Annotated in this window: 24 protein-coding genes; 13 read left to right on the forward strand and 11 right to left on the reverse strand. The window is 66.6% G+C overall.

Features of this window, described 5'->3' with window-relative positions; all coding sequences use genetic code 11:
- Window positions 1–7: 7 nt before the first annotated feature.
- From QC821_RS18665 to mpl, 3 genes are all read right to left on the reverse strand, one after another.
- A complete protein-coding gene (locus QC821_RS18665; protein WP_422720129.1) occupies window positions 8–586 on the reverse strand; it encodes a LysE family translocator in 579 nt (192 codons plus the stop codon).
- 120 nt (window positions 587–706) lie between these two features.
- Window positions 707–1,339 carry a flavin prenyltransferase UbiX gene (locus QC821_RS18670; RefSeq protein WP_309724560.1) on the reverse strand — a complete coding sequence of 211 codons (633 nt, stop codon included), beginning with the start codon at window positions 1,337–1,339 and terminating at the stop codon, window positions 707–709.
- A complete protein-coding gene (gene mpl, locus QC821_RS18675) occupies window positions 1,329–2,714 on the reverse strand; it encodes a UDP-N-acetylmuramate:L-alanyl-gamma-D-glutamyl-meso-diaminopimelate ligase (protein WP_309724562.1) in 1,386 nt (461 codons plus the stop codon). The genes QC821_RS18670 and mpl overlap by 11 nt, the downstream gene beginning before the upstream one ends.
- Before the next feature lie 189 nt (window positions 2,715–2,903).
- Here mpl and QC821_RS18680 point away from each other — a divergent pair, with 189 nt between their 5' ends.
- Window positions 2,904–4,163: a 6-phosphofructokinase gene (locus tag QC821_RS18680; protein WP_309724564.1), complete on the forward strand. Its 1,260-nt coding sequence runs from the start codon at window positions 2,904–2,906 to the stop codon at window positions 4,161–4,163.
- A gap of 116 nt (window positions 4,164–4,279) precedes the next feature.
- Here QC821_RS18680 and QC821_RS18685 read toward each other — a convergent pair whose 3' ends face one another.
- Window positions 4,280–6,013: a protein kinase domain-containing protein gene (locus tag QC821_RS18685; protein WP_309724566.1), complete on the reverse strand. Its 1,734-nt coding sequence runs from the start codon at window positions 6,011–6,013 to the stop codon at window positions 4,280–4,282.
- Window positions 6,014–6,224: 211 nt separating this feature from the next.
- Here QC821_RS18685 and ppa point away from each other — a divergent pair, with 211 nt between their 5' ends.
- The gene (gene ppa, locus QC821_RS18690) at window positions 6,225–6,755 is read left to right on the forward strand and encodes an inorganic diphosphatase (protein WP_309724568.1); all 531 of its coding nucleotides are present in this window, start codon (window positions 6,225–6,227) and stop codon (window positions 6,753–6,755) included.
- Window positions 6,756–6,824: 69 nt separating this feature from the next.
- On the opposite strand, the gene QC821_RS18695 is transcribed toward ppa, so the two are convergent.
- Window positions 6,825–8,033, reverse strand: a complete 1,209-nt coding sequence (locus QC821_RS18695; protein ID WP_309724569.1) for a DUF2333 family protein — start codon at window positions 8,031–8,033, stop codon at window positions 6,825–6,827.
- Between the two features lie 178 nt (window positions 8,034–8,211).
- Between QC821_RS18695 and dsbD the strand changes: the two genes are divergently transcribed.
- The 7 genes from dsbD to purH all read left to right on the forward strand — a co-directional run bounded on the left by dsbD (window position 8,212) and on the right by purH (window position 16,255).
- Complete coding sequence (gene dsbD, locus QC821_RS18700) at window positions 8,212–10,071, forward strand: protein-disulfide reductase DsbD (RefSeq protein WP_309724571.1); 1,860 nt, start codon at window positions 8,212–8,214, stop codon at window positions 10,069–10,071.
- Between the two features lie 214 nt (window positions 10,072–10,285).
- Window positions 10,286–10,756 (forward strand): acetyl-CoA carboxylase biotin carboxyl carrier protein, encoded by a 471-nt coding sequence (gene accB, locus QC821_RS18705; protein WP_309724573.1) that lies wholly within the window; start codon window positions 10,286–10,288, stop codon window positions 10,754–10,756.
- Window positions 10,757–10,777: 21 nt separating this feature from the next.
- Complete coding sequence (accC, locus tag QC821_RS18710) at window positions 10,778–12,118, forward strand: acetyl-CoA carboxylase biotin carboxylase subunit (protein WP_309724575.1); 1,341 nt, start codon at window positions 10,778–10,780, stop codon at window positions 12,116–12,118.
- Window positions 12,119–12,204: 86 nt separating this feature from the next.
- On the forward strand, window positions 12,205–13,119 hold the full coding sequence (prmA, locus tag QC821_RS18715; RefSeq protein WP_309724577.1) for a 50S ribosomal protein L11 methyltransferase: 915 nt from the start codon (window positions 12,205–12,207) through the stop codon (window positions 13,117–13,119).
- A 105-nt stretch (window positions 13,120–13,224) separates the two neighbouring features.
- Window positions 13,225–14,265 carry a tRNA dihydrouridine synthase DusB gene (dusB, locus tag QC821_RS18720; RefSeq protein ID WP_309724578.1) on the forward strand — a complete coding sequence of 347 codons (1,041 nt, stop codon included), beginning with the start codon at window positions 13,225–13,227 and terminating at the stop codon, window positions 14,263–14,265.
- Window positions 14,262–14,606: a DNA-binding transcriptional regulator Fis gene (gene fis / locus QC821_RS18725; protein ID WP_309724579.1), complete on the forward strand. Its 345-nt coding sequence runs from the start codon at window positions 14,262–14,264 to the stop codon at window positions 14,604–14,606. The genes dusB and fis overlap by 4 nt, the downstream gene beginning before the upstream one ends.
- A 65-nt stretch (window positions 14,607–14,671) precedes the next feature.
- The gene (gene purH, locus QC821_RS18730; protein WP_309724581.1) at window positions 14,672–16,255 is read left to right on the forward strand and encodes a bifunctional phosphoribosylaminoimidazolecarboxamide formyltransferase/IMP cyclohydrolase; all 1,584 of its coding nucleotides are present in this window, start codon (window positions 14,672–14,674) and stop codon (window positions 16,253–16,255) included.
- A gap of 226 nt (window positions 16,256–16,481) precedes the next feature.
- On the opposite strand, the gene QC821_RS18735 is transcribed toward purH, so the two are convergent.
- From QC821_RS18735 to folE, 4 genes are all read right to left on the reverse strand, one after another.
- The gene (locus tag QC821_RS18735; RefSeq protein WP_309724583.1) at window positions 16,482–17,939 is read right to left on the reverse strand and encodes an NAD-dependent succinate-semialdehyde dehydrogenase; all 1,458 of its coding nucleotides are present in this window, start codon (window positions 17,937–17,939) and stop codon (window positions 16,482–16,484) included.
- 89 nt (window positions 17,940–18,028) lie between these two features.
- Window positions 18,029–18,307 carry a hypothetical protein gene (locus QC821_RS18740; protein ID WP_309724585.1) on the reverse strand — a complete coding sequence of 93 codons (279 nt, stop codon included), beginning with the start codon at window positions 18,305–18,307 and terminating at the stop codon, window positions 18,029–18,031.
- Between the two features lie 85 nt (window positions 18,308–18,392).
- Complete coding sequence (gene folX, locus QC821_RS18745) at window positions 18,393–18,803, reverse strand: dihydroneopterin triphosphate 2'-epimerase (RefSeq protein ID WP_309724587.1); 411 nt, start codon at window positions 18,801–18,803, stop codon at window positions 18,393–18,395.
- A gap of 66 nt (window positions 18,804–18,869) precedes the next feature.
- Entirely contained in the window at window positions 18,870–19,427 is a 558-nt protein-coding gene (gene folE, locus QC821_RS18750) for a GTP cyclohydrolase I FolE (protein WP_163503575.1), read from the reverse strand.
- A gap of 436 nt (window positions 19,428–19,863) precedes the next feature.
- Here folE and QC821_RS18755 point away from each other — a divergent pair, with 436 nt between their 5' ends.
- Window positions 19,864–20,439 carry a hypothetical protein gene (locus QC821_RS18755; protein WP_309724591.1) on the forward strand — a complete coding sequence of 192 codons (576 nt, stop codon included), beginning with the start codon at window positions 19,864–19,866 and terminating at the stop codon, window positions 20,437–20,439.
- Here the strand turns inward: QC821_RS18755 and QC821_RS18760 are convergent.
- Both QC821_RS18760 and QC821_RS18765 read right to left on the reverse strand, forming a co-directional pair.
- A complete protein-coding gene (locus tag QC821_RS18760) occupies window positions 20,433–21,425 on the reverse strand; it encodes a serine/threonine protein kinase (RefSeq protein WP_309724593.1) in 993 nt (330 codons plus the stop codon). The two genes, QC821_RS18755 and QC821_RS18760, sit on opposite strands and share 7 nt — an antisense overlap.
- Window positions 21,426–21,785: 360 nt before the next feature.
- Window positions 21,786–22,505, reverse strand: a complete 720-nt coding sequence (locus QC821_RS18765; RefSeq protein ID WP_309724595.1) for a ComF family protein — start codon at window positions 22,503–22,505, stop codon at window positions 21,786–21,788.
- Between the two features lie 83 nt (window positions 22,506–22,588).
- On the opposite strand from QC821_RS18765, the gene bioB reads away from it, so the two are divergent.
- Genes bioB through QC821_RS18780 form a run of 3 tightly spaced genes read left to right on the forward strand, consistent with a single transcriptional unit; the run spans window position 22,589 to window position 25,469 of the window.
- Window positions 22,589–23,596: a biotin synthase BioB gene (gene bioB, locus QC821_RS18770; RefSeq protein ID WP_309724597.1), complete on the forward strand. Its 1,008-nt coding sequence runs from the start codon at window positions 22,589–22,591 to the stop codon at window positions 23,594–23,596.
- Window positions 23,597–23,598: 2 nt separating this feature from the next.
- Entirely contained in the window at window positions 23,599–24,753 is a 1,155-nt protein-coding gene (gene bioF / locus QC821_RS18775; RefSeq protein WP_309724598.1) for an 8-amino-7-oxononanoate synthase, read from the forward strand.
- Complete coding sequence (locus QC821_RS18780) at window positions 24,741–25,469, forward strand: alpha/beta fold hydrolase (protein ID WP_309724600.1); 729 nt, start codon at window positions 24,741–24,743, stop codon at window positions 25,467–25,469. The genes bioF and QC821_RS18780 overlap by 13 nt, the downstream gene beginning before the upstream one ends.

Below are 25,469 nucleotides of genomic sequence, written 5' to 3' on the forward strand. Positions count from 1 at the left end.
CTGGTTGCTAGCCTAACGCGAGCCAGACGCCGACCCCCACCATCATCGACCCGGCGATGCGGTTGAGCAGCCGTACGTTTCCGCTCTCGCCGAGCAGCTTGCGCGCCGTGCGGCCGCCGCCGGCGTAGAGCAGCAGGCAGATGAACTCGATGAGCAGGATCACCGCCACCAGCGCCGCCAGCTGTGGCCCCAGCGCCAGGCTGGCGTCGAGGAACGGCGGCAGCAGCGCGACGAAGAAGGCCCAGCCCTTGGGATTGGCCACCGCGGTGACGAAGCCCTGCATGGCCAGCTGGGTACGCGTGGCGCGCGGCAGCTCGACGCTCTCCAGGGGAATCGCCATGCGCCCCCGGGAGCGCCACATCATGACCCCGAGGTAGGCCAGGTAGGCGCCACCGACCCACTTGAACAGCGCAAACAGCTCCGGCTGGCGCAACATCAAGGCCGCCACCCCGGCGCCGGCGGCAACCGCCACCAGCGCCACGCCGGCAAGCTCGCCGAGCATCATCCACAGGGTGCGTTTGACCCCCTGGGTCATGCCGAGGATCATCGCCAGGGTCATGCACATGCCCGGGGTCAACGAGACCATGAAGAAGGTCGGCACGAACACCGACAGCAGCGACAGCTTGATCACGCCAACCTCCGTGAAGGTAAATGCCCAACGCTTGATAGATAGAGTGCCACTCGCGCGATGACCGTCAGGTGACGATCACTTGTCACCAGCCGGCGACTCGCCCCAGCGCGGCATCAGCCGGTGCTCGATGCCCAGCTGGTTGAGAATCCTCGCCACGATGAAGTCGATCAGATCGTCGATGCTCGATGGCTGGTGATAGAAGCCCGGCGCCGCGGGCAGGATCACCGCCCCCATGCGCGTCAGGCTCAGCATGTGCTCGAGATGAATCGCCGAGAACGGCGTCTCGCGGGGCACCAGGATAAGCTGGCGGCGCTCCTTGAGGGCCACGTCGGCGGCGCGCTCGATCAGGTTGTTGCTGGCCCCGGTGGCCACCGCCGACAGGGTGCCGGTAGAACAGGGGCAGATCACCATCGAGGCCGGCGCACCGGAACCCGAGGCCACCGGCGCCATCCAGTCCTCGCGGGCGAAGCAGCGGATCTGCCCCGTGCGTGCGCCGCTCATCTCGCCAAGCGCTTCGACCAGCCGCTCGGGACGCGCCGGGAGCGAGATCTCGGTCTCGGTGTCGATCACCAGGTGCGCGGCCTTGGAGATCATTACCCACACCTCGTGGTCGGCGGCCACCAGGCACTCGATCAGACGCAGGCCGTACTGGGCGCCGGAGGCACCGGTCAGCGCCACCGTGACCGGGGGCTTGAAGTCATTCGCCATGCGCCACCTCCAGTGCCGCCAGCAGCTTGTCGTGGATACCGCCGAAACCGCCGTTGGACATCACCACGATACGATCCAGCGGTCGCGCCTCGGCGACTACCGCCGCCACCAGGGCATCGAGATCATCGGCGAGCTGGGTCGGTGGCCGACACTCGGCGAGCACCTCGTCCAGCGACCAGTCGAGCCCCGGCGGCTGGTACCACCACACCGCGTCGGCATCGTTGACGCTCGCCGCCAGCCGGCTGCGCAGCGTGCCCAGGCGCATGGTGTTGGAGCGCGGCTCGATCACCGCCAGCAGCCGCCCCTTGGGGGTCGCGGCGCGCAGCCCGCCGAGGGTGGCGGCAATCGCCGTGGGGTGGTGAGCGAAATCGTCGATGACCTGGATATGCGCGATCTCGCCGCGGACCTCCTGACGCCGACGCGGGTTCTCGAAGCGCGCCAGCGCCGCGCAGCCACGCGCCAGGTCGACGCCAAAGGCATGCGCCGCGGCCAGCGCGGCCAGCGCATTGCGGGCGTTGTACTCGCCGTTGAGCGCCCAGTCGACCACTGCATCCTCTTCCCCACCGTCGTTGTGGCGCTGGATGACCCGAAAGCGCGACGCGTCGTCGCGTTCCAGCTCGATCCGCCAGTCGCTCGCCTGCTCACGCCCCAGGCGCGCCACCGGCGTCCAGCAGCCCTGCTCCAGGACCCGCTCGAGCGCCGGCTGGTCGTCGCCGACCAGCAGCTGGCCACGGCCCGGCACGGTGCGCACCAGGTGGTGGAACTGGCGCTCGATGGCGGCCAGGTCGGGAAAGATATCGGCGTGATCGAACTCCAGGTTACCCAGCACCGCAACCAGCGGACGGTAGTGAACGAACTTGGAGCGCTTGTCGAAGAAGGCGGTATCGTACTCATCGGCCTCGACCACGAACGGCGCCCCCTCACCTCCGAGTCGCGCGGAGACGCCGAAATTGCGCGGCACCCCGCCGATCAAGAAGCCCGGCTGAAGGCCGGCGGCGTCGAGCAGCCAGGCGGTGAGGCTCGCGGTGGTAGTCTTGCCGTGGGTGCCGGCAATGGCGATGACCGGGCGCCCGGGCAGCACCTGCTCGGCCAGCCACTGGGGCCCGGAGACATAGGGCAGCCCCTCATCGAGCACCGCCTCGACCTCGGGGTTGCCCCGCGACAGCGCATTGCCCACCACCACCAGGTCCGGGCGCGGCGTGAGGTTTGCCGCGGCGAAACCCTCGCTGAGGGCGATGCCGGCCTCGGCCAGCTGGGTGCTCATCGGCGGATAGACATTGGCATCCGAGCCGCTGACGCGATGGCCGAGTTCGCGGGCCAGCAGCGCCAGGCTGCCCATGAAAGTGCCACAGATTCCAACAACATGAACGTGCATCGCGTGCCTCCTGCCACAGTCGCTGCGAGACTAGCACGCTGCCCGAGCCGCCACCACAGCCCCACCCCAACGCCACGACCGTTTGTTAACATAAAGTAACAGGATGCAGCTCCCGTCACTTTCGACTAAGATGTTCGACCACTTCCTACACCCTTCGACGACTCGACAGATCAGGAGCGACGCAACTCCATGGCCCAGCACAACGCCTTCTATGCCCAATCCGGTGGCGTCACCGCCGTCATCAACGCCAGTGCCTGCGGGGTGATCGAAGCTTGCCGCCGCGAGTCCGACCGGATCGGCAAGGTATACGCAGGCCACAACGGCATCATCGGCGCCCTGACCGAAGACCTCATCGATGTATCCCAGGAGTCGGACGACGCCATCGCCGCACTGCGCCACACCCCGGGCGGCGCCTTCGGCTCGTGTCGCTACAAGCTCAAGGACATCGAGACCCACCGCACCCAGTACGAGCGGCTGATCGAGGTCTTCAAGGCCCACGACATCCGCTACTTCTTCTATAACGGTGGCGGCGACAGCGCCGACACCTGCCTCAAGGTCTCGCAGCTCTCCGAGAAACTCGGCTACCCGCTGACCGCCATCCACGTACCCAAGACCGTAGACAACGACCTGCCGATCACCGATAACTCGCCGGGATTCGGCAGCGTGGCCAAGTATATCGCCACCTCTACCCAAGAGGCCTCGCTGGATATCGCCTCGATGTGCGCAACCTCGACCAAGGTCTTCGTGCTCGAGGTGATGGGTCGTCACGCCGGCTGGATCGCCGCTGCGGGCGCGCTTGCTGGCAAGGGCGAAGGCGAACCGCCGCACCTGGTGATCTTTCCCGAGATTCACTTCAATCGCGCCGCGGTGATGAAGCGCGTGGATGAAGCGGTCAAGAAGTATGGTTACTGCGTGATCGTGGTATCCGAGGGTGCGCGCTACGAAGACGGCACCTTCCTCGCCGACTCCGGCAATACCGACGCCTTCGGTCACCGCCAGCTGGGCGGCGTGGCGCCGACCCTGGCCGGCATGGTCAAGCAGGACCTGGGCTACAAATACCACTGGGCGGTCGCCGACTATCTGCAGCGCGCCGCGCGCCATCTGGCGTCGAAGACCGACGTCGATCAGGCCTATGCGGTAGGCAAGAAGGCCGTCGAGCTGGCCTTGGAAGGCAAGAATGCCATGATGCCGGCGATCAAGCGTGTCTCCGATCACCCCTACGAGTGGCGCATCGAGGCCGCGCCGCTGGCCGAGGTCGCCAATCGCGAGAAGTTCATGCCACGTGATTTCATTCGCGAGGATGGCTTCGGCATCACTGAGGCGTGCCGTCAGTACCTGTCGCCGCTGATCCAGGGCGAAGACTTCCCGCCGTTCGAAAACGGCCTGCCCAAGGTCGCCCATCTCAAACTGGCAAAGGTCGAGCGCAAGCTGGCGACGTTTACGCTGTAACACGGCATATTCGGCAGCGCTGCGCGCTGCATCGCGGTTGAAACCGCTCCCACATGGGCATTGTGCCAAGGCAAATGTAGGAGCGACTTCAGTCGCGATGGGGTTGGCAACCACCCTCAGCGCAGCAGCCATGACAGCACCAGCAGCAGCAGCAGGATACCCGCCACGCCCTGCCAGAAGTTGACCGGCTCCTTGAGCAGCCGGTGGCTGGTGCGCTCACGGCGCTCTCCGGCAGGGTCGCGCAGCGCATAGAGGAACTCCGACAGCCGCCGGAAGCGCAGCGCCCGCTGCGGGTCGAGTGCGCGGCGCAGCGCTTCATCCAGCGCCGGGCTGATTTCCGGATTGTGAGTGCGTGCGCTGCGATAGGCCAGCTGCTCGAGATCGGTATGGCTGCGCAGCTCATGCGGGGGAAGCGCATAGGGCAGCACGCCGGTGAGCAGCCAGTAGACCGTCGAGGCCAGCGCATACTGATCGCTACGCCGCCCCACGTCGGTGTCGAGGGCATATTCCGGCGCACTGTGCTCGGTCAGGCCGAGCTGCCGAGCCAGCTCGCGGGAGTGCTTGTGGCCATCGCCCTCGCGCAGCCGGCAGGCGCTGAAGTCCGCCAGCACCACCTGACCGTGGCGATCGATGAGGATGTTGTCGGGATGGATCTGCTGATGCAGCAGATCCCGCCGGTGCAATGCCTGTACCGCCTTGCCCAGTTGGCGGGCGATATCCAGACGCTGAGCCAGGCTGGCCTGGGGGTGGCGCCGTGACCAGTCAGAGAGCCGTTCGCCGTCGATGTAGGCCATCAGGTAATAGAGGTAGCGGCGCGGCCGCGATGACTCCATGACCCGCGCCACGAACGGCGAGTTGACGCGCTCCACTACCCACTGCTGAAGCAGGAAGTGCTCCAGATAGGAGTTGAGGCTGGAGAGCTCGGGGCTCGGCGCCTTCATCACCATCTCACGCTCGGTGTAGGTGTCGCGCACACGGTAGACCCGCGACTGAGCGGTGCGCGACAACACCTCCCGCACCTCGAGGCCGTCGAGGCGCTCCCCGGGGCTGAGCTCGGGGGGCACTGGCAGGTCACCGTAGAGACGCCCAGGATGGTCGCGCTCGGCTTCGGGCAAGTGGTCGATACGCACCAGTTGGAAACAGAATGGCTCGCCGCCATAGCCGCGCGACTGTGCACGACTGGTGGCGGCCTCGGCCAGGCGCTCGCAGGCGGCGTTGAGGTCGCTGGCATCGGCACGGATCAACTGCACATAGTCCGAGGGCATCAGCGTGCCACGCACCGCTTGGGTGGTAAAAAGAAAGATATCACCCTGCTTGAGCGGCACCGAGACGTAGTCAATGTCGATATTGCCATCCAGCCCCAGCGCCCGTGACGGGTAGCGATAGCCGCCAAGGTCGGTGACATGGTCACGCGAGAGCTGCTCGAACTCGGCGCCGCGCAGGCGAAACACCAAGGTATCGCCCATGTGGAAGAGATGCCCGTCGCGACCGCGATAGACCATCGCCGACAGCGAGGCCATGTAGCTGCCGTTCTGAACATGCCCACTCTGGCTGTAGCACCAACCGTTGAGCGCGCGCAGTACTCGGGTCGCCGAGGTCTTGACGTCCCAGTGGTCGGGAGTCGAGTAGTAGTCGGCAAGAAAGCCGCGCACGCTGAGGTCGCCGGCCTGCTTGGCAATGGCATTGCGCGAACTGGAGTCGCTGATCAGCGCGCTAGCCCCCTTGGCCTCGAGCAGGGTGCGCTCGGCGGGCACGCGTACCGACATGGAACTACGGTGATGGCGGCGATCAGGGGCGACGAAAGCCTGGCCGATGCTCAGCGACAATTCAGAACCCACTGCTCCTCCCATGACACCTCATTGGTCGTCTGAACGCCGCACTGGCGCCAGCGCTCTCCATCATACACCGCTTATGCGACAAGCACTTGTCAACCAAAGGAGAAAGCCCAGCATTGGTAATCGTCGAAGGCTCTTCGTATAATTCGCCGCATTGCAATAAATGCCAGTGTCCTGGCCTGCGCCAGCACTCCGCATTTCCCCTACGTTGATAAAGGACTGCAGCATGAGTTTCGACAAGATTCCCGCCGGCAAGGATCTCCCCAACGACATCTACGTGGCGATCGAGATACCCGCCAACCACGCACCCATCAAGTACGAAATCGACAAGGACATGGATGCGCTGCTGGTCGACCGCTTCATGGCCACGCCGATGTTCTACCCGGCCAACTACGGCTTCATTCCCGACACCCTGGCCGACGACGGCGACGCCCTCGACGCGCTGGTGGTCACCCCCTACCCGGTCCAGCCAGGCAGCGTGATCCGCGCACGGCCGGTGGGTGTACTCAACATGACCGACGAGGCCGGCGAAGACGCCAAGCTGGTATGCGTGCCGCACCAGAAACTGTCCGCCCTCTACGACGACGTACAGGAAGTCACTGATCTACCCGAACTGCTGCGTCAACAGATTGCCCACTTCTTCGAGAACTACAAGGATCTCGAGAAAGGCAAGTGGGTCAAGGTCGAGTCCTGGGAAGGCGCCGATGCCGCCCGTGCGGCGATCGAGAAAGCTGCCGCGGCCTATACTAAGGCCTGATACACGCACAGCCTTGCAACGCCAGCGGGCCACCCATGGGCGGCCCGCTGGCATTTAATCCACTGCGCGCTACTGTGTCGACTCACCTTCGTCAGCCTCTGGCCCCGCCTCCTGAGCCTCGTCGACCTCCTCGTCGTCATCAGACTCATCGCCGATCTCATCAGAGGTCGCCTCCTCACTGGCGGCCCGGTCGTCTTCCACCACCTCATCTACCAACGGCTCGACGGCCTGCTGCTCCTCGGCGGCATGCACCTCGGCCACCTCGACCTCGGCAAGCCGTGATGCCAAAGACCCCGCCAGGTCGCGGGCACGCACAGTGTAGTTGGCCATCACCAGCGAGTGGTTGGCGAACAGCCCGAACCCCGAGCCGTTAAGAATCACCGGGCTCCAGATCCTCCGCTGGGTCATTTCCAGTTCGGCGATCAGTTGGTGCCACTCGTCACGCGCCTCGGCGGCCTGGAGAAGATCGGCGTAGTCGCGCTCCACGCCACGCAGGAAGTGCAGCAGTGCCCAGCCACTGCCGCGTGCTTCGAAGAAGATATCGTCAACGCGGTACCAGGGCGTGGTCTCCGGCCGTTCGTCGGCATCGATCCCCAGTTGCCGACTGGCGTCACGCTCGCCAATGCTGGCCGACAACCGCCGAGTCAGGTCGGCGAGACGCGCCTCGACCTGCAGCAGCCAAGCGGCCAATGGCTCGCCCTGCGGCGCGAGCCCCTCGGCGCCCTCACCGCCCAGCTCACTCAAGTAGGCCGCCAGCACCTCGGAGGCCTGACCAAAACGCTGCTCGGCCGCAGGATAGAGCCAGTCGCGACTGCCCACCTGAAGACGCCGTTCAGCTTCCTCGAGATTGGCATCATCGCCACCAGCCATCCTCAGCACGCTCGCTGACATATCACGCGACTGCCGCAGCACCCCGAGCTCCCAGTTGGGCATATTGTCGAGCCACACCCCAGGCGGCGCGATATCGTTGCGCAGATAGCCACCGGGCTTATCTGTCAGAGTGTCCACGACCTGCTTGAGGGTGGCGGTGATCACCGTGCCACGCGCCCCCGGCAAACCCGATTGGTCGCCATCCAGGGCCTGACGCTGCTCAGCGGTGGCAAGTTCGACGTCGAACTGCGGTGGCTCACGACTCCACCAGATACCCAACGCCAGCGTCACCAGAAGATAAAGCAGTAGCAACGCCAGCAGTGGCTTCCAGATCCACCCATAGTCGGGCCGCTCCAACTCACGATGGCGGGCATCGGTGGTGGCTTTGCGTCTTCCCAGCAGTGGCATGGCAGTGCTTCCTTGATGAGAGGGGACAAATGGCCGCAGCGTATGAACGCAAGCGCCCGATTGAGTTATCCTAGCATGTGGTTGCCGCATCGAACGCCATCGGGCCTTGTCAGTAGCGCCAGCGTCTCGATTGGCGGCGTATTGACCCCGCCAGCCCCAGCGTTAAGGATTAAACCCTGTGACATCGCGTGTCGCCGCTCTCGCTCTCCGCCTCACCCTCGCCTGGCTCCTGCTGCTGCCGGCCCTCGCCCAGGCGCAGTGGTTCTCCTCCGGTGGCTCTTCGGGGCGCGACTTCCTGCCCGTTCACGAAGCCTTCGAGGCCAGCGCCTGGCTGGATGACGATACCCTCTATGTCGGCATGCAGAGCGCCGACGACTACTACCTTTATCGCCACCGCTTCGAGATAGAGAGCCTCGATGACGACGTGACCCTGGGTGAGCCGCTGATACCTCCTGGGGAAGCGCACAGCGACGAGTTCTTCGGTGACGTCTACGTCTTCTACCAGCCGGTGGTGCTGGAGATCCCCTTGGAGAACGGCAGCCCCGAGTCACTGGCGTTCGCCCTGACCTTTCAGGGCTGCGCCGATGCCGGCCTCTGCTATCCGCCGGAACGTATCACGCTCGAGGCGATGCCCGGTTCACCGCCAGGCGTGTTTGCCAATGCCCTGGCCGACGGCAGCGAGCCTTCCACCACGACGACTGCCGCCCCCAGCCTGCAGAGTGCCGACGGCCGCTTCAATGCGTTGCTGGCCGAGGCCAGTCCACTGCTGATGGTGGGGCTGTTCTTTCTCGCCGGGCTGGGCCTGACCTTCACCCCTTGCGTGCTGCCGATGGTACCGATCCTGTCATCGATCATCGTTGGCCAGAACCCCAGCCGCGGGCGCGCCTTCGTGCTCTCGGCCAGCTATGTGGCCGGCATGGCCGCTACCTACGCCGCGGTCGGCGTGCTGATGGGCCTGTTCGGGGCCGGACTCAACCTCCAGGCACGGCTGCAGTCGGCGCCGGTGCTGATCGGCTTCAGTGCGCTGTTCGTGATCTTTGCACTGGCCATGCTCGGGGCCTTCAATCTGCGCCTGTCGCCCGCCCTGGCCGGGCGCATCGACGCCTGGCAGGCGCACGCCCAGCGCAGCGGACCGCCCGGCCTGGCACTCGCCGGCGCGCTCTCGGTGCTGGTGGTATCGCCCTGCGTATCGGCGCCGCTGGCCGGTGCGCTGGTGTTCATCTCGACCACCGGCGACGCCCTGCTGGGCGGGGCCGCGCTGCTGGCGCTGGCGCTGGGCATGGGCATTCCCCTGCTGCTGGTGGGAACCTTCGGCACCACCCTGATGCCGCGCACCGGCGCCTGGATGAACGGCGTCAAGATCGCCTTCGGCATACTGCTGCTGGGGGTGGCGATCTGGCTGATCGAGCGCCTGCTCCCCCCCGCGGTGGCACTACTGCTGTGGTCGGCGCTGGCCATCGGCACCGCCCTGACCCTCGGCGCGCTGCGCCTCGGTGCCCCGCGTGGCTGGCCGCAATTGCGCCAGGCCGCCGGGCTGATGCTGCTGATCTGGGGCATCGCGCTGGTGATCGGCGCCGCGCGTGGCGCCCAGGACCCGCTGCGCCCGCTGGCCGTGCCGCCGGGCGTACTGGCCGAACGCGGCGGCGCCGAACTGCCGACGCCGGTCAGCGTGACCCGGCTGGAGGATCTCCAACTGGCGCTGGCCGATGCCAGCCGCGATGGCCGGCCGGTCTTCGTCGACGTCACCGCCGACTGGTGCATCTCCTGCAAGCAGATGGAGCGCAACGTCTACCCCAGCGTGGCGGGCCAGCTGGCCAACTTCCAGCGCATCCAGATCGATGTCACCGAGACCACCGATGCGAGCCGCGAGCTGCTCGACCACTTCGGCCTGTTCGGGCCGCCCAGCCTGCTATTCTTCGACGGCGAGCACGAGATCCGCGAGGCGCGCATCCTCGGCGAGGTGGGGCGCCGCGACTTCGCCCAGCACCTCGAGCAGCTGATCGGCTGGCTCGAGCAGCAGCACGCCGCCACGACGTGATCATCGTCTAACATCTGTTCAACAGCGGGCTTCGGCGGCCATCGCCGTGGCGCGCTGGACAAGCCTGAGTTTTTTCGGCACACTCCTCGAACACTGTTTTCAACGGCCAATATCACGATATTTTTCATCATCGTGTCGTTATCTAGACAGAGTCGGCGAAGGTTGACAGCGTCGCCGACCGGCCACGTACACCACCCCTGATCGAGACAGATTCATGGATATTCGCAAGGTCAAGAAGCTGATCGAGCTGCTGGAAGAGTCCAACATCAGCGAGATTGAAATTCAGGAAGGCGAAGAGTCGGTCCGTATCAGCCGCCACCCCAATGGCGCCGCTTACCAGCACAGCATGCCGCAGTACGCCATGCCGCCGACCGGCTACGCACCGCCTGCCGCCCCTCAGCCGGCACCCGCCGCCAGCGCCGAAGAGAGCAGCGCCCCGGCGCAGCATAGCGGCCACGCGGTGGCCTCGCCGATGGTCGGCACCTTCTACCGCGCCTCGGCGCCGGGCGCCAAGCCGTTCGTCGAAGTCGGCCAGAGCGTCAAGAAAGGCGATGCCATCTGCATCGTCGAGGCCATGAAGATGATGAACCAGATCGAAGCCGACCAGGACGGCGTCATTGAAGCCATTCTGGTCGAGGACGGTGAACCGGTCGAGTTCGACCAGCCGATGCTCATCATCAGCTAACCTCCAAGGGGCGCAACTATCATGTTGGACAAGGTACTCATCGCCAACCGCGGCGAGATCGCCCTGCGCATACTGCGCGCCTGCAAGGAGCTGGGCATCAAGACCGTCGCGGTCCACTCCAAGGCCGACCGCGAGCTGATGCACGTGCGCCTGGCCGATGAAGCGGTGTGCATCGGCCCGGCCTCCTCGGCGCAGTCCTATCTCAACATCCCGGCGCTGATCAGCGCCGCCGAGGTCACCGACGCCAGCGCCATCCACCCCGGCTACGGCTTCCTATCCGAAAACGCCAATTTCGCCGAACAGGTCGAGCGCTCCGGATTCGTGTTCATCGGGCCGCGCGCCGAGACCATTCGCTTGATGGGTGACAAGGTCAGCGCCATCGAGGCGATGAAGAAAGCCGGCGTGCCCACCGTACCCGGCTCCGACGGGCCGGTACCCGACGATCCCCAGCAGACGCTGGCCATCGCCCGGCGCATCGGCTATCCGGTGATCATCAAGGCCGCCGCCGGCGGCGGCGGTCGCGGCATGCGCGTGGTGCACAGCGAAGCGCACCTGCTGTCGTCGATCAGCGTGACCCAGAACGAGGCCAACGCGGCATTCGGCGACGGCACCGTCTACATGGAGAAGTTTCTCGAGCAACCGCGCCATGTCGAGGTGCAGGTGCTGGCCGACGGCCAGGGCAACGCCGTGCATCTCTATGATCGCGACTGCTCGCTGCAGCGCCGCCACCAGAAGGTCCTCGAGGAGGCCCCCGCGCCGCATCTCGATCAGGAGGCCCGCGCGCGCGTACTCAAGGCGTGCACCGACGCCTGCCTGACGATCAACTACCGCGGCGCTGGCACCTTCGAGTTCCTCTACGAGAACGGCCAGTTCTTCTTCATCGAGATGAACACCCGCGTCCAGGTCGAGCATCCGGTCACCGAGATGGTCACCGGCGTCGACATCGTCAAGGAGCAGCTGCGCATCGCCGCCGGCATGCCGCTGTCGATCACCCAGGACGACGTGCAGCTCAACGGCCACGCCTTCGAATGCCGCATCAACGCCGAGGATTCGCGCACCTTCATGCCCTCGCCGGGCAAGGTCACGCTCTACCACGCCCCCGGCGGGCTCGGCGTACGCATGGACTCGCACCTCTACACCGGGTATACCGTACCGCCCCACTACGACTCGCTGATCGGCAAGCTGATCACCTGGGGCGCCAGCCGTGAGATCGCCCTGACGCGTATGCGCATCGCCCTCGACGAACTGCTGGTGGAAGGCATCAAGACCAATATCGACCTGCACAAGGATCTGGTGCGCGACAGCCACTTCCAGCAGGGTGGGGTCAATATCCACTATCTCGAGAAGAAGCTCGCCCAGTAACCGCTGGCGTGCTGGACGGGGCGGCCACTGGCCGCCCCGTTTGCGTGTAGCTGGCACCGCTTACCGCTCATTCAGGAGGCATACCCATGCCCTGGCTGCAACTCAAGGCCCATACCGCCCCCGAGCACGCCGAACGGCTCGAGGAGCTGCTGCTCGATGAGGGTGCCAGCGCCATCACCCTGGAGGATGCCCACGACGACCCGGTGTTCGAGCCCGACCGCGGCACCACCCCGCTGTGGAACGAGACGGTGCTTACCGGCCTGTATGACGACCTCGAAGGGGTCGACGCCATGCTCGAGCGGGTCCGCGAGGCGTGGGCAATCGAGCTGCCCGACGAGCCGTGCCCGGAGATCGAGGTCGAGCTGCTCGCCGACCGCGACTGGGAGCGCGAGTGGATGGACGGCTTCACCCCGCTGCAGATGGGCCAGCGGCTGTGGATCGTGCCCAGCTGGCACGCCGCACCGGATCCCGATGCCGTCAACCTGCTGCTCGACCCGGGGCTGGCCTTTGGCACCGGCACACACCCCACCACGGCACTCTGCCTGGCGTGGCTGGATGAGCTGGCGATGGACGGCGGGCTCGACGCTCGCGAGGTGCTCGACGTCGGCTGCGGCTCGGGCATCCTGGCCATTGCCGCGCTCAAGCTCGGCGCCGCGCACGCCGTGGGCACCGATATTGACCCCCAGGCGCTGACCGCCAGCCGCGACAACGCCGCACGCAACGCCGTCGACGAAGCGCGTTTCGCCCTGCACTACCCCGAGCAGCTCGACGACGCGCGACACTTCGATGTGGTGGTGGCCAATATCCTCGCCGGGCCGCTGGTCGAACTGGCGGCGATGATCGCCGGCCACGTCGCGCCGGGCGGGCGCCTGGCGCTGTCCGGGATCCTCGCCCAGCAGGCCGACGAGGTGCTCGATGCCTACCTTGCCCAGGGCCTGGTAATGGATGAACCGGCGATCCGCGACGGCTGGGTGAGGCTCAGCGGCCAGCGGCCCGCTTGATCGCTGCGCCGCCGGCCTGGCTGAATGTCCATCTTCACCCGCGGGCGGGGGGTGGGTATGATATGCCCCCCTTGATGACGATTGACCATGATCGAACGAGCCCCGATGCCCATTGACGCCTCGGCGCTGCCGTCCATCGGCCGCCACCGCCTGCCCAACCGCGTTATCCTGGCCCCCATGGCCGGGGTTACCGACCGCCCCTTCCGGCAGCTATGCCGGCGGCTGGGCGCCGGGCTGGTGGTCGGCGAGATGGTCACCTCCGACCCCAGCCTGTGGCACACCCGCAAGTCGCAGCTGCGCATGGACCATCGCGGCGAACCCGGCCCTCGCGCGGTGCAGATCGCCGGCGGCGATGCCGCCATGCTGGCCGAGGCGGCACGCCTCAATGCCGCCCAGGGCGCCGAGATCATCGATATCAACATGGGCTGCCCGGCCAAGAAGGTATGCAACAAGGCCGCCGGCTCGGCGCTGCTGCGCGATGAGCGGCTGGTGGCCGAGATCCTCGACGCCGTGGTCGCCGCAGTGGAGGTGCCGGTGACGCTCAAGATCCGCACCGGCTGGTGTGCCGAGAGCCGCAACGGCGAGCGCGTCGCGCGGCTTGCCGAGGACGCTGGCATCCAGGCGCTGGCGGTACACGGCCGCACCCGCGAGCAGCGCTATAACGGCCACGCCGAGTACGACACCATCGCCGCCATCAAGGCCGCGGTGTCGATCCCGGTGTTCGCCAACGGCGATATCGACTCGCCCGAGAAAGCCGCCCGAATCATCGACTATACTGGTGCGGATGCGGTGATGGTGGGTCGCGGCGCCCAGGGCAATCCCTGGCTGTTCGCCGAGATCGACCACTACCTGCGCCACGGCCAGCGGCTCGCTGCACCTAGCGCCGTGGAACGCCGCGCGGTGATGCTTGACCACCTCGTCAGCCTGCACGATTTCTACGGCGAGCACATGGGCGTGCGCATTGCGCGCAAGCACCTCGGCTGGTACCTGGCCCGGCATGCGCCGGACGCCTCCACCGTCAAGCGTCAGCGTGCGCATTTCAATGCCCTGGAGAGCCCCCAGGCACAGCGAGACTTCGTGGACCAACTGTTTCGTCATCCCGCCGCCGCGCGGTCGATGACGTCGAATGGAATCAGCGCAGCATGACCAGCAGGCAACCCACACAGCCAGGCTCACTGATGGCCGCGGCCCAGGAATCCCTCGACCTCGCCGCGGCGCTGCCCAGCGATAACGAGCGCGCGCTTGCCGCCACGCCCACCGACCGGCCGCTGCGCGAGGCGGTAGACGTCGCCATGCGACGCTACTTCGCCCACCTCGACGGCGAATCGGTCACCGACCTCTACGCCATGGTGCTGGCCGAGGTCGAGGCGCCGCTGCTCACTGCGGTGATGGACCACGTCGACGGCAACCAGACCCGCGCCGCCGACATGCTGGGCCTCAACCGCGGCACGCTGCGCAAGAAGCTCAAGCAGTACGACCTGATCTGAGATCCTGAGGGAGCCCCACGCGGCTCCCTCGCTGTTTAACGATTCACTAAGTTGAGAGTACTCCCATGCCCCACTCCGCCTCCTCGCTTGCCGTTCGCCGCGCCCTGCTCAGCGTCTCCGACAAGACCGGTATCGTCGACTTCGCCCGTGGGCTGAGCGAACACGGCGTCGAGCTGCTCTCCACCGGCGGCACCTACCGCCTGCTGCAGGAGAGCGGTATCGCGGTCACCGAAGTCTCGGCCCACACCGGCTTCCCCGAGATCATGGACGGCCGGGTAAAGACCCTGCATCCCAAGATTCATGGCGGCATCCTGGGCCGCCGCGGCCAGGACGACGCGGTGATGGCCGAGCACGGCATCGATCCCATCGACATGGTGGTGGTCAACCTCTACCCCTTCGCCAGCACCGTCGCCAAGCCCGACTGCACGCTGACGGATGCCATCGAGAATATCGATATCGGCGGCCCGACCATGGTCCGCGCCTGCGCCAAGAACCACGCCCACACCACCATCGTGGTCAACGCCGAGGACTATGCCCGAGTGCTCGGCGAGCTGGCCGCCCACCGCGGCGCGGTGAGCGAAGAGACCCGCTTCGACCTGGCGGTGCGTGCCTTCGAGCATACCGCCGGCTACGACGCCGCCATCGCCGACTACCTGGGCCGCCGGGTACCCGGCGGCGAGGATGGCTTCCCGCGCACCTATAACCTGCAGTTCCACAAGAAGCAGAGCATGCGCTACGGCGAGAACCCGCACCAGAACGCGGCCTTCTACGTCGAGACCGACGCCAGCGAGGCGAGCGTCGCCACCGCTACCCAGCTGCAGGGCAAGGCGCTGTCGTTCAACAACGTCGCCGACACCGACGCCGCCTTCGAGTGCGTCAAGGCCTTCACCGACACCGCCTGCGTGATCGTCAAGCACGCCAACCCCTGCGGCGTGGCGGTGGGTGCAACGCCACTGGAGGCCTACGACAAGGCCTTCGCCACCGACCCCACCAGCGCCTTTGGCGGCATCATCGCCTTCAACGTGGCGCTCGACGCCGACACCGCCCGCGCCATCATCGACCGCCAGTTCGTCGAGGTGATCATCGCCCCCGGGGTCAGCGAAGAGGCCCGCGCCATCGTCGCCGAAAAGGCCAATGTGCGCCTGCTCGACGTGGCCGACCACTGGCCCGGTGAGCGCGAGCATGCCCACGACCTAAAGCGCGTCACCGGCGGCCTGCTGGTCCAGGACCGCGACCTGGGCATGGTCGGCCGCGACGAACTCAGCGTGGTCAGCGAGCGGGTGCCCAGCGAGCAGGAACTGCGCGACCTGGCGTTCGCCTGGAAGGTCGCCAAGTACGTCAAGTCCAACGCCATCGTCTACGCCAAGCACGGCCAGACCGTCGGCGTCGGCGCCGGGCAGATGAGCCGCGTCTACTCGGCGCGCATCGCCGGTATCAAGGCCGCCGACGAGGGCCTCTCGGTACCCGGTTCTGTGATGGCCAGCGACGCCTTCTTCCCGTTCCGCGACGGCATCGACGCCGCCGCCGCCGCCGGCATTACCGCGGTGATCCAGCCCGGCGGCTCGATGCGCGACCAGGAGGTGATCGATGCCGCCAACGAAGCGGGGATTGCCATGGTGTTTACCGGTATGCGCCACTTCAAGCACTGAGGAGATGAAAACGCTGGATCTCGGTCATGCGTCGTTGAAAGTCGGCATCAAGATGCTCATTTGCAACAGCAAACTCCGCTCTTTCGCCGACTTTCGCCTAGCCTGACCATCGCCCAGCGGTTTTCTCGAACAGTGCTTAATTAGAAAACCCCATTGGCCTAGGCCAATGGGGTTTTCTGTTCTTAAAGCTTATGAACTATGGCTTCCAGCTCCGGGCGGAGCCCGGTCAGCCGAGATCGATACACAGGTACTTGGTTTCGACGAACTCCTCCAGCCCCTGGCGGCCGCCTTCGCGGCCCAGGCCGGAGGCCTTGACACCGCCAAACGGCGTTGCCGGGTTGGAGATCAGGCCGGTGTTGATGCCCACCATGCCGTACTCGAGCGCCTCGGCGACGCGCCATACGCGGCCCAGGTCGCGGGAATAGAAGTAGGCCGCCAGGCCGTACTCGGTGTCGTTGGCCATGGTGATGGCGTCCTCTTCGTCATCGAAGGGGAACACCGCGGCCAGCGGCCCGAAGGTCTCTTCGTGGGCGACTTTCATGCTGTCGTTGGCGGCACTGATCAGGGTCGGGGTGAAGAAGTTGCCGCCCAGCGGGTGGGGGTTGCCACCCAGCAGCAGCTCGGCGCCCTTATCGACCGCATCGTGGACGTGATCGCTGACCTTGTCGACGCCGTCGCGGTCGATCAGCGGGCCGATATTGATGCCCTCCTGAGTCCCGTCGCCGACGTGCAGCTCGCTGTTCATGGCCACCGCCAGCTTCTCGCAGAAGGCGTTGACCACGCTCGACTGGACCAGGAAACGGTTGGTGCACACGCAGGTCTGGCCGGCGTTGCGGAACTTGGCGGCCATGGCGCCGTCGACGGCGGCATCGAGGTCGGCATCCTCGAACACGATGAACGGCGCATTGCCACCCAGCTCCAGCGAGATCTTCTGGATGTGCTGGGCTGCCTGGGCCATCAGCGTACGGCCGACTTCAGTGGAGCCGGTAAAGGTGATCTTGCGTACCACCGACGACTCGGTGAGCGCCGCGGCGATCTCCGAGGCGCGGCCGGGCACCACGTTGAATACCCCGCGCGGCACCCCGGCGCGCTCAGCCAGCAGCGCCAGCGCGGTTGCCGAGAACGGTGTCTGGCTGGCCGGCTTGACCACGATCGGACAGCCGGCGGCGAGCGCCGCACCGGCCTTGCGGGTGATCATCGCCGCCGGGAAGTTCCACGGCGTGATGGCGCCGACCACACCCACCGGCTGCTTGGTGACCACCACCCGCTGGTTGGCGCTGGCGGCAGGGATCGTCTCGCCGTAGATGCGCCGCGCCTCCTCGGCAAACCAGCGCAGGAAGCTGGCCGCGTAGGCAATCTCGCCGGCGGCCTCCTTGAGCGGCTTGCCCTGCTCGAGGGTCATGATGGTGGCCAGCTCCTGCTGATGCTCGTGCATCAGGTCGTGCCACTTCATCAGAATATCGGCGCGCTCGAGCGCAGTCAGCGCCCGCCAGGCGGGAAAGGCGGCCTCGGCGGCCGTGATTGCCCGCTCGGTTTCGGCGCGCCCCAGGCGCGGCACGCGACCGATGGCCTCGCCGCTGGCCGGGTTGATGACGTCGATCTGTTCGCCGCTATCGGCGGCGACCCAGCTGCCATCGATATAGGCAAAGGGGCGATATAACGGACTGTCTTGCAGAGATGACATGATGTTCTCCTTTCCATCATTGCGCCGCGTATGCGGCGCACGGGATGATGCGAAACGGGGCACGCAGGGGTGGCTTGAAGCATGGGGCATCACGTTGCGAGAGACGGCTCGACCAGCGCCGCCAAGGTCGCGACGATGATGGCCAGCGCCACCGCCAGCCAGCAGAACGCACGTCCTTTATAGCGTAGCGGATCGCGCCGAATCTGGCGCAGCCCTATCAGCGCCAGCACCGCGGCGGCGATGTTCAGCGGCGGCAGGCGCCCTTCGAAGAATAGGGCCACGAAGGCGGTAATGATCGCCGCCACCGCAAAGCCGGCATAGCGTTTGCGGGGCGGGTGGGACTCGGCGGGGGTCTCGGCGTCTGACAAGCCAGCGTCTCCGGGCAGCGGTGAAGGCTCCATGCTAAGCCGACTGACTCCCGGAAACCAACCCCGCGGCGACACGCAGACGGGTTTACTGGCTGCGGCGGATCTCGCGGGTGTCCGACAACGTGATCGATACCGAGTCGGCGAAGCGCAGCGCATGGGGCTTGTCGATCTCGACCTGGGCAGTCAGCACCTGCTGGTAGGACATGATGATGTCGAGTACTTCGCGGGTCATGCGTTCCAGCAGCAAAAAGCGATTCTCTTCGACGTGGGCGATGACGTGCTTGGTAATGGTGCGGTAATTGAGCGCCTGGTCGATATGATTGAACTGCACCGCGCGATCGGCCCGATAGCGAATGGTGGCATTGATCACCACATCCTGACGGTTCTTGATCTCGTCTTCCTTGATGCCGATATGGGTACGCAGTCGCAGGTTCTTGATGCGAATACTCGCCAAGTCGTGATCAAGATGCTGGTCGTCGAGCGCGTGCAGTGCCATGGGCGGTCCTCCTCGGGCCAGTAGCGAAACTCGGATTGATGCAGCGCAGGATAGCGGCTGGGCGTTTCAGCGTCCGTTGACCAGGGTAAGAAACTCCTGACGCGTCGGCTGATTCTCACGGAAGGCGCCCAGCATCACCGAACTGGTCATGCTCGAGTTCTGCTTCTCGACCCCGCGCATCATCATGCACATGTGCTTGGCTTCGATGACCACCGCCACCCCGCGGGCCTCGGTCACCTGCAGCACCGCTTCGGCAATCTGGCGGGTGAGGTTCTCCTGTATCTGCATGCGCCGTGCATACATGTCGACGATGCGGGCAAACTTGGATAGCCCCAACACCCGGCCGTTGGGCAGGTAGGCGATGTGGCACTTGCCGATGAACGGCAGCAGGTGGTGCTCGCACATCGAGTAGAGCTCGATATCCTTGACCAGCACCATCTCGTCGGTTTCCGATTCGAACACCGCACCGTTGATCAACTCTTCGAGCGACTGATGGTAGCCGCGAGTCAGGAACTGCATGGCCTTGGCGGCCCGCTTGGGGGTATCGCGCAGGCCTTCGCGCTGAGGGTCTTCGCCCAGCCCGGAGATGATGTGGCGATAGTGATTGGCGAGCTCTTCGGTCATGAGGGGGCCTATATGCTGGTATCACCCTGGGTCGTCGAGGGTGTGTTGCACCGCTGTGATGTACAAAATATATACATCAATTGTGTCCTGTACAACACCATGATGCATAGCGACCAATTCTAAGCCCTGGGACCAGACCCGTCGAGCCGCGGCGGCGCAGGGTTATAGCAGATAAACAGTACAAGGCCCTAAAGGACCCGGGGATAGGCCTACGAGGGGGCGCTGTAAACCCATCCTTGGGCGCTACCTTGCGCCATCCATGGCGCAAACCCCCTCTCCAGCCTATTCCCGATGTCCTTCAACGGGATAAATGGGGTGCGCTGGCCGGACTTGCCGAGATGCAGTGACATCATGTCACGCCCCGCCCGGCTGCAGCCGAACCTGGCTGTGGTAGACTTCTGCCACCCTGCCATGAGTTCAAGCGAGTTTACCGGGAATGATCAAGTCAACGCGCGCCACGCTGGCCCTGTTCGCCGTCGCCATGAGCCTGCCGCTAGCCACCCAGGCCGGCACGCTATCGCTACCCGCCGGCGCCAGCGTGGCCGTGGAAGTCATCGATACCACGTCCCTCGATGTCAATAACACCAGCCAGTCCGACGTCCTGCTCAAGCCCACTGCGGCTGCCAGCGGCGAGTACGACCTGCCCAACCACTGCCTGATCACCGCCGATGCGAGACTAGACGGCGAGCGAATCCGTCTCAGCGCCAGCACCCTGACCTGCATCGAGGCCAGCGCTGACGACAGCGAGATCTTCAGCGGCGACCTCTCGGCCACCGCCGAGGATCTCGACGGCAATATCGGCGTACCCGCCTGCGTCGAGGGCAGTGGCAGCGACTGCCAGCGCGCCGAACTCGTTCCCGGCGAGGCCTTCCAACTGCGCCTGCGCGGCGAGCTCGCCCTGGAGGCCCAGGAGAATCCCTCGGCGCAGATCAACGAGCGTCGCCGCCAGGCCAACGGCGAAGGCGTTGCCAACCCGGTGCCCGGCGAGCGCCCCGACCCCGACGCTCAGTAATCGGCCAACCAGCGCGGGTGCTGTTCCAGCGCCTGGCGCTGCTGCTCCAGGCTACGGATATGCTGGTCCCAGTAGCCCTCCTCGGCAGCCCAGGGGAAGGCCCGCGGAAACGCCGGATCTTCCCAGCGCGCAGTGAGCCAGGCGCTGTGGCGCAGCAGCCGCAGCGTGCGCAGCGGCTCGATCAGCGCAAGCTCGCCTCGCGGAAAGTCCGCCTCCTGCTCATAGCCTTCGACGATCTCCGAGAGCTGCCACTGCAGCTCTTCCGGCGTCTGGGCGGTGAGCAGCATCCATAGATCCTGTACCCGCGGCCCCATCAGCGCATCGTCGAAGTCGACCAGGCTGAAGTCAGCGTCGCGCCCCAGCATATTACCGAGGTGGCAGTCACCGTGTAGACGAATGGCCGACTGCGCCGGCCAGGTGTGATCGCGCAGCAGCTTGGCCAGCTCAGCGCTGATGCGTGCATAGGCGTCGCGCTGGCGGCGCGTCAGCCAGGGGCCGCTCAACACGGTGGCGCGCCCCTCCTCGACCATCTCGGTCAGGTTGAGACTCAGGCGGGCTGTGAAAGCGCGCCGCGCGCCTACGGCGTGCACCTTGCCGATCAGCTCACCCAGTGCAAACAGGTGCTCGGGATTCTCGAGCTCCGGGGCCTGCCCCGGTACCTGGGGAAACAGCGTCAGGCGAAAACCCTCCCAGTGATGCAGCGTCTCCCCGGCGGCATTGGACCAGGGTGCGGCCACCGGCACGCCGGCCTCGGCCAGTTCGAGCAGGAAGTCGTGCTCCTCCTGGATCTGGGCATCGCTCCAGCGCCCCGGGCGGTAGAACTTGGCCACCCAGCGGCGGCGCTCGTCGTCGCTCAACAGAAATACCCGGTTTTCGTAGCTGTTGAGCGCGAAGGGTTCGCCGGGCAACCACAGGCCCAGCGACTCCACCGCCGCCACGATGCGCGCCGGGCTGAGCCGTTCGAAGGGGTGAGGGGTGTCCGGCATGCTCGGCTCCTGAGGGGGAAAGCCTGGCATCTTAGCAGTCGCTGGCCGTGCCTGCCGAGGTGGCATTCATTGACCTTGGAGCCGATCGCCACTGCCAGCGAGGGACGCCGGGGGCAGGTCGAAGAGGGGGTTTCGATGCCATGGGTGAGGAGCATTGCTCCGAACGGGCTGGCCATGGATGGCCAGCACCGGCCCTGCAAGCGAAGCAGGACGCGAGAGCGCAGTAGGGCATCGGTAGCGCCCAGGGATGGTTTACAGCGCCCCCTCGTAGACCTGCCGACGGATCAGTCCCGAGCGGCGCCAGGCTTATCGGTGGCCCGGCGTCCCTCGCTGTGAAGTTATGGCAGTCACCCAATCCCCTCACTGTCGCGGCGTGCGTGCCACTGCCCATATCTCGATCAGCGTCGCGCCGCGGGCCTGGCAGGCCCGGGCCAAGGCCTCGCAGGTCGCCCCGGTGGTGACGATGTCATCGAGGATGGCGACATGCGCCGGCAGCGTCTGCTCGACGCTGAAGGCCCCCTTGAGGTTGTGGCGCCGTGCCTTGCGGCTCAGGCCCACCTGGCTCGGCGTATGCCGCAGCCGCTGCGCCTTGACCAACGGCAGCCCCAGCCGCCGAGCCAGGCGCTCGGCCAGCCAGGCGACCTGATCGAAGCCGCGTTCTCTGGCACGCCGCGGGTGCAGCGGCACCGCCACCAGCGCCTCGGGTAGCTGCTCCGCGCTGCGCAGCTGGTGCTCGAGAAGCGCCAGCAGCACCGCCCCCGCCCGCGGCGACGCCGAAAACTTGAAGCCCTGGACCAACAGCGCCACCTCCTCGCGGTAGCACAGTGCCACCCGCGCACGCACGAAACTCGGCGGCTGGCTAAGGCAGGCACCGCAGGCCAGGCCGGACGGCGACAGCGGCGGTAGCGGTTCAGCGCAGCGCGGGCAGGCCGGCAGGTTCCACGGCAGCGCCACCAGGCACGCCTCGCACCAGGGCGCATCCGGCGCCGCGGGCCCCCGGCAGAAGTGACAACGCCCGGGCAGCGCGCCGCGCAGCATCTGGTCAACCCTAACCAACCAACGAGTTGACAGTGTCGACATAGTCCCTATCATCAGGCACACACCCCTGTTAACTCATCACTGACTCCATATTGACTGAGCCATCAGTCCCAGCGGACCCTACCATGACCCTAGCCAGCGATACCGCTCCGCGCCACGACTGGCGCCTCGACGAGATCCAGGCGCTGTTCGCGCTACCCTTCAACGACCTGCTGTTTCGCGCCCAGCAGGTACACCGTGCCTACTTCGACGCCAACGCCGTGCAGGTCGCCACCCTGCTCTCGATCAAGACCGGTGCCTGCCCGGAAGACTGCAAGTACTGCCCGCAGTCGGGCCACTACAATACTGGCCTGGGCAAGGAAAAACTGATGGAGGTCGAGCGGGTGGTGGAGCAGGCGGCCGCCGCCAAGGCCGCCGGCGCCAGCCGCTTCTGCATGGGCGCGGCCTGGCGTAGCCCCCGCGAGCGCGACCTCGACGTGGTGCTGGAGATGGTCAAGCGGGTCAAGGCGCTGGGCCTGGAGACCTGCATGACACTGGGCATGCTCGACGGCGAGCAGGCCGACCGGCTGGCCGCGGCGGGGCTCGACTACTACAACCACAACCTCGACACTTCGCCGGAGTACTACGGCGAGATCATCACCACCCGCGGCTACGCCGAGCGCCTCGAGACCCTGGGTAGCGTGCGCCAGGCGGGGATGAAGATCTGCTCCGGCGGCATCCTCGGCATGGGCGAGGCACCTTCCGATCGCGCCGGGCTGCTGCAGCAGCTGGCGCGGCTCGACCCGCACCCCGAGTCGGTACCGATCAACATGCTGGTCAAGGTGCCCGGCACGCCACTCGAAAACGTCGACGACCTGGACCCGATAGAATTCATCCGCGCCATCGCCGTGGCGCGCATCCTGATGCCCAAGAGCCATGTGCGGCTCTCCGCCGGTCGCGAGCAGATGAGCGAGTCGACCCAGGCGCTGGCTTTCCTGGCCGGGGCCAATTCGATCTTCCACGGCGACACCCTGCTGACCACCGAGAATCCCGCCGTGGCCCGCGACCGGGCGCTGTTCGACAAGCTCGGCCTGCACCCGGAACGCCCGCTCTACTACGATGCCAGCGCGGCACGCGCCGCCGAGCCCGCCTAGCGATGGGGCTGTGGCAGCGGCTAGAACAGCGCCTGGCAGAGCAGCATCAGCGCGGCCTGTGGCGACAGCGCGCCGGCCACGCGGCCGGACTGCTGGACTTTGCCGGCAACGACTACCTGGGACTGGCCCGAGATCCGCGCCTGGCCGAGGCCCAGGCCGTGGCGGCCCGCCGCCTGGGCGCCGGCAGCGGCGCCTCGCATCTGGTCAGCGGCCACCGCGAGGTCCACGAGGCGCTGGAGCAGCGCCTGGCCGCGCTGGTCGGCCGGCCGCGGGCGCTGCTGTTCTCCACCGGCTACATGGCCAACCTGGCGGTCATCCAGACGCTGTGCAGCGCCCGGACACGGCTCTTTCACGACCGCCTCAACCACGCCTCGCTGCTCGACGGAGCGGCGCTGTCCGGCGCTCGCTCGCGGCGCTTCCACCACCGCGACCTCGACGACCTGGCAGCCATGCTGGCGCGGCGCCCCGCCGCAAGCGAAGCGCTGGTCGTCAGTGACGGCGTATTCAGCATGGACGGCGACATCGCCGATATCGACGCACTGGCGACGCTGGCCCACCGCCACTCGGCGGCACTGATGATCGACGACGCCCACGGCATCGGCGTGCTGGGCGAAAACGGCGACGGCTGCGTGGGTCGCGCCTTCGGCTCTGATCAGGTGCCGATCCTGGTCGGCACCCTGGGCAAGGCGCTAGGCAGCTTCGGCGCCTTCGTCGCCGGTGAGCCGCGGCTGATCGAGGCGCTGATCCAGTTCGCACGGCCCTATATCTACACCACGGCGCTCCCCCCGGGAGTCGCCGCCGCAAGCCTTGCCGCGCTGGACATCCTCGCCGCAGAGCCCCAGCGGCGAGCCCGGCTGCAGGCCAATATTCGCCACTTCCGGCAGCTGGCTGACGCCGCGGCGCTGCCGCTGCTCGACAGCCACACGCCGATCCAGCCGCTGCTGCTGGGCGAGTCGGACCGAGCCATGAGGTGGCAGGCCAGCCTCGCCGCGCGTGGCTGCCAGGTCGGTGCGATTCGCCCACCTACCGTGGCAGCCGGTGCGGCACGCCTGCGCATCACACTCTCTGCCGCACATACCCCGGGGATGATCGAGCAGCTGGTCACGGCGCTGGTAGCCTGCCAGGAACAGGAGCTTAGCGCGCCATGCCACGCTTGATCCTGTTGCACGGCTGGGGGGTGGATGCGCGCATCTGGCAGCCCCTGGCACCGTACTGGCGGGCCGACTGCCAGGTCGCCAGCCCTGATTGGCCTGGCTACGGTGCTTGCCCGGCGCTGAGCGCTCCCCAGCACCTCGGCGCTCTGGCTGACGCCATGGCAGAGTCGCTGCCCGCCGATGCCGTGTGGGTCGGCTGGTCGCTGGGCGGGCTGCTGGCTGCCGCGCTCAGCCAAAGGCTGAGCGCGCCGCGCGGCCTGATCATGCTCGGCATGGGGCCGCGCTTCTGCCACCCGGCGGCGGTGAGCGATGCGACGCTCAACGACTTCCGCCGCGCCTTCGCCCGCGCACCCGAGACCCGCTGGCGCCACTTCCTGCGCTGGCAGGCCGGCGGCGAACCGTCACCGCGGGTGATCTACCGGCAGCTCACCACCCTGCTCGGCGACACACCGCCGGCGGCGCTGCCGACCCTGAGCGCCGGCCTGGCCCAGCTTGGCGAACTCGATGCCCAGCACCTGGCGTCAGCGCCACCCTGCCCGGTGGCCTGGCTATACGGCGCCCACGATCCGCTGCTCGCGCCGGACAGCCTGCCGCCTGGCGCCGAGGCACTGTCCGACAGCGGCCACTGCCCGATGCTCTCGCAGCCTGCCGCGCTGGCCTGTGCGCTGCAGCGGCTGGCTGACGGCGTCAGTCACACCAGCACCATGGAGCGCCAGTGA

This window comes from Franzmannia qiaohouensis (assembly GCF_031451695.1).
Lineage (GTDB): Bacteria > Pseudomonadota > Gammaproteobacteria > Pseudomonadales > Halomonadaceae > Franzmannia > Franzmannia qiaohouensis.

Excerpts from the sequence above, each read along its gene's own strand:
- QC821_RS18665 (WP_422720129.1), bottom strand. The coding sequence starts at position 586 with ATGGTCTCGTTGACCCCGGGCATGTGCATGACCCTGGCGATGATCCTC.
- QC821_RS18670 (WP_309724560.1), bottom strand. The coding sequence starts at position 1,339 with ATGGCGAATGACTTCAAGCCCCCGGTCACGGTGGCGCTGACCGGTGCC.
- mpl (WP_309724562.1), bottom strand. The coding sequence starts at position 2,714 with ATGCACGTTCATGTTGTTGGAATCTGTGGCACTTTCATGGGCAGCCTG.
- QC821_RS18680 (WP_309724564.1), top strand. The coding sequence starts at position 2,904 with ATGGCCCAGCACAACGCCTTCTATGCCCAATCCGGTGGCGTCACCGCC.
- QC821_RS18685 (WP_309724566.1), bottom strand. The coding sequence starts at position 6,013 with ATGGGAGGAGCAGTGGGTTCTGAATTGTCGCTGAGCATCGGCCAGGCT.
- ppa (WP_309724568.1), top strand. The coding sequence starts at position 6,225 with ATGAGTTTCGACAAGATTCCCGCCGGCAAGGATCTCCCCAACGACATC.
- QC821_RS18695 (WP_309724569.1), bottom strand. The coding sequence starts at position 8,033 with ATGCCACTGCTGGGAAGACGCAAAGCCACCACCGATGCCCGCCATCGT.
- accB (WP_309724573.1), top strand. The coding sequence starts at position 10,286 with ATGGATATTCGCAAGGTCAAGAAGCTGATCGAGCTGCTGGAAGAGTCC.
- accC (WP_309724575.1), top strand. The coding sequence starts at position 10,778 with ATGTTGGACAAGGTACTCATCGCCAACCGCGGCGAGATCGCCCTGCGC.
- prmA (WP_309724577.1), top strand. The coding sequence starts at position 12,205 with ATGCCCTGGCTGCAACTCAAGGCCCATACCGCCCCCGAGCACGCCGAA.
- dusB (WP_309724578.1), top strand. The coding sequence starts at position 13,225 with ATGCCCATTGACGCCTCGGCGCTGCCGTCCATCGGCCGCCACCGCCTG.
- fis (WP_309724579.1), top strand. The coding sequence starts at position 14,262 with ATGACCAGCAGGCAACCCACACAGCCAGGCTCACTGATGGCCGCGGCC.
- purH (WP_309724581.1), top strand. The coding sequence starts at position 14,672 with ATGCCCCACTCCGCCTCCTCGCTTGCCGTTCGCCGCGCCCTGCTCAGC.
- QC821_RS18735 (WP_309724583.1), bottom strand. The coding sequence starts at position 17,939 with ATGTCATCTCTGCAAGACAGTCCGTTATATCGCCCCTTTGCCTATATC.
- folX (WP_309724587.1), bottom strand. The coding sequence starts at position 18,803 with ATGGCACTGCACGCGCTCGACGACCAGCATCTTGATCACGACTTGGCG.
- folE (WP_163503575.1), bottom strand. The coding sequence starts at position 19,427 with ATGACCGAAGAGCTCGCCAATCACTATCGCCACATCATCTCCGGGCTG.
- QC821_RS18755 (WP_309724591.1), top strand. The coding sequence starts at position 19,864 with ATGATCAAGTCAACGCGCGCCACGCTGGCCCTGTTCGCCGTCGCCATG.
- QC821_RS18760 (WP_309724593.1), bottom strand. The coding sequence starts at position 21,425 with ATGCCGGACACCCCTCACCCCTTCGAACGGCTCAGCCCGGCGCGCATC.
- QC821_RS18765 (WP_309724595.1), bottom strand. The coding sequence starts at position 22,505 with ATGTCGACACTGTCAACTCGTTGGTTGGTTAGGGTTGACCAGATGCTG.
- bioB (WP_309724597.1), top strand. The coding sequence starts at position 22,589 with ATGACCCTAGCCAGCGATACCGCTCCGCGCCACGACTGGCGCCTCGAC.
- bioF (WP_309724598.1), top strand. The coding sequence starts at position 23,599 with ATGGGGCTGTGGCAGCGGCTAGAACAGCGCCTGGCAGAGCAGCATCAG.
- QC821_RS18780 (WP_309724600.1), top strand. The coding sequence starts at position 24,741 with ATGCCACGCTTGATCCTGTTGCACGGCTGGGGGGTGGATGCGCGCATC.